The following is a 2,705-nucleotide window of genomic DNA, read 5'->3' on the forward strand; positions in this document are numbered from 1 at the left end:
GCCCAGCCCCACCGCCCGACGCCGCCGCAGCGGCCTCCCGCATACCGGATCGGCCACCCGACCCGACCGCACCACTTCCCCCCGGCCCAGCCCCACCGCCCGACGCCGCATCGGCCTCCGGCGTACCGGCTCGGACGCCCGGTCCCGCCGCACCACCTCCCCGCAGCCCAGTACCACCGGCCGGTGCCGCCGGGTCGGTCTTCGGCTTGGTCGGTGGCTCTTCTCGGTCGTCCAGGTCGAGGCGGACCTCTTGCTCGCCCGGTGCGTGTTCGTCCGCCTCACGGAACGCCCAGACGGCCAAGGCGATCGCCTCGCCGTGTTCGGGGCCCGCCGCGTCGGTGTGGGCGTATCCGAGTTCGCCCGGGACCAGGAACCGTACGGTGCAGGTCGGCAGTTCGACCCACGGCGTCGGCGTGTCGCGGTGCACGTATGCCGAGTAGCCCGCGGCGCGTCGGCGGCGGGCGGCGGTCAGCGCCCGGGTGCCCAGTACCTGGCGCAGCGTCTCATCATCGATGCTTCCCGGCGACCACTCCTTCGCGGCTCCGGGCGCGGCGGGCTCCGTCTCGCGCTGGTAGGCGAGGACCAGCCCGATACGGTGCCGGCAGACGCCCGTCGCCGGGCACGTGCACGAGGCCGTGTCGAGGCCCGCGCCCACCGGGAAGGCGACCTCGACGCCGTCCGGGAACCGCCCGCGTACGGTGCCGTCCGTGTCGGTGGACAGGGCCGGTACGGTGCCGGCGTCCAGCTCTCTGGTCGCCCGCTTGACCAGCCCGCGGTTGGCCAGTGCGATGAGGGCGTCGGTGTCGAGGGCGAGCAGGTCGGCGCGCGTCATCGGCCGATCCGTTCCGCGACGAAGGCGGCGAGCTCCCCCGGTGTCATCGCCCCCACGTGGGCGCCGACGTCGGCGAGCCGCTGGGCCAGCGCACGGTCGTAGGACGGGTTGGCCTCCTCGTCGAGCGCGGCCAGCCCGAGCACGCGCGTGCCCTGCTCGGACAGCCGGGCCACCGTACGGACGAGCCGGTGTTCGTCGCCGCCCTCGTAGAAGTCGGTGATCACGGCCAGGATCGTACGACGCGGGTTCTCGATCAGGCCCGCGCCGTACTCCACCGCCCGTGCGATGTCGGTGCCACCGCCGAGCTGCACCTTGAGCAGCAGTTCGACCGGGTCGGTGACGTCCGCGGTCAGGTCGACCACGCTGGTGTCGAACGCGATCAGGTGGGTCTTGAGGCCGGGGAGGTTCCACAGGCAGGCGGCGGTGACGGCGGAGTGGATCACCGACCCGACCATCGAGCCGGACTGGTCGACGATGAGCACGAGCTGCCACTGTTCGAGGTGCGGGCGTACGCGGGAGACGAACTTCGGGTGCTCGATCAGGATCCGCCGCTCCTCCGGCTGGTAGTGCGCCAGGTTGGCCCGGATCGTGCCGCGGAAGTCGAAGTTGCGTGCCTGGCGGAACCGGCTCGGCCGGCGCGTACGGGTGCCGCTGAACGCCTGCCGCACCTCGGGCGCGATCCGCTTCATCAGGTCGCGTACGACGGCCTCGACGATGCGCCGCGCGAGCCGCAGGACCTCGGGGTTCATCAGGTGCTTGGTACGCAGGACGGCGCGGAGCAGGGTCGGGTTGGGCTCGACGCGGGACAGGACGTCGGGGTCGGTGACCACCTCGTGGATCTCGTACCGCTCGACGGCGTCGCGTTCGAGCCGCTCGATGGTCTCGCGGGGGAACAGCCGGTGGATGTCGTCGAGCCAGTCGACCGTGGTCAGCGCCGAGGGGCCGGTCCCGCCTTCACGGCCGCCGCCGCGCCGTACGCCCCGGCGGGCCAGGTCGGGGTCGCGGCCGTACAGCCAGTCCAGTGCCCTGTCGCTCGCGCCGGCGGCACCGCTCAGCCCGCCGGTGCACGTCTCGGCGGGCGCCCCGAGCACCAGCCGCCAGCGTTCGAGCCCCGGATCGGGCGCGGCTCCTCCGCCAGACGGAACGACCGCCGGGGCGGCGCCGTCGGCTTCCTCGCCGCGCTCGGCCCAGGAGGAAGTGACCGCTGGGGCCGTGTCCTCGTTCCCCTCGCCGCGCCCGGTCACGGGCCCTCCTTCGTCGGAAGAGGTGACCACACGGCCGTGTCCCTCGATTCCCTCGGTCACAGGCCCTCCTCCCTCGGAAGGAGTGCCACAGGACCGTGTCCCCCGGCTCCCTCGGTCACAGGCCCTCCTCCCTCGGAAGGAGCGACCTCAGGTCCGTGTCCCCCGGCGCGGTCGGTCATGGCAGCAGCCCCTCTCTGGCGAGCAGGCGGCTCGCCCGGTCCTCGAGCGCCTTCGCCTCCGCGATCAGTAGCGGGTCGGCCGTCGTACGGAGGAGGGCCCGCGCCGACCCCGTGAGCCGGCGGCGTTCCAGCAGCCGCCGGGCGATCAGTTCCCGCTCGCGCGGCGGGAAGTAGGCGAACGCCTGGCGGAGGGCGGGCAGCCCGGCCAGGAAGTCCGGCATGGTGGTGATCAGATCGTCCAGCACCGCGAGCACACCGCCCGCTGTCCTCCCCGGCCGATCGGCCCTCTCGGCGGCGAGGACCTCGTCGCGGGCCAGCGCGAACAGGCCCGCGAGCCAGTCGCCGAGCGTGTCGGCGCCGGAGCTCCGGTCTATCTCTCCGCCGTTCTCGAGTACCTCGCCGCTGAGGTGTTGGAGCTTGCTGGAAACGCGGCGAGGGATAACAAGAAGA

Annotated in this window: 2 protein-coding genes and 1 pseudogene; all 3 read right to left on the minus strand. The window is 73.3% G+C overall.

Features of this window, described 5'->3' with window-relative positions; all coding sequences use genetic code 11:
* Positions 1–832, minus strand: a pseudogene (locus tag ACFFNX_RS47130) (hypothetical protein); the annotation flags it as partial.
* Entirely contained in the window at positions 829–2,076 is a 1,248-nt protein-coding gene (locus tag ACFFNX_RS47135; RefSeq protein ID WP_378212918.1) for a VWA domain-containing protein, read from the minus strand. The gene ACFFNX_RS47135 and the pseudogene ACFFNX_RS47130, both read right to left, overlap by 4 nt.
* Before the next feature lie 175 nt (positions 2,077–2,251).
* A partial coding sequence (locus tag ACFFNX_RS47140; RefSeq protein ID WP_378212919.1) for a hypothetical protein occupies positions 2,252–2,705 on the minus strand: 454 nt, incomplete at its 5' end.

It is taken from the genome of Actinoallomurus acaciae (assembly GCF_042429965.1).
In the GTDB taxonomy this organism is placed as follows: domain Bacteria; phylum Actinomycetota; class Actinomycetes; order Streptosporangiales; family Streptosporangiaceae; genus Actinoallomurus; species Actinoallomurus acaciae.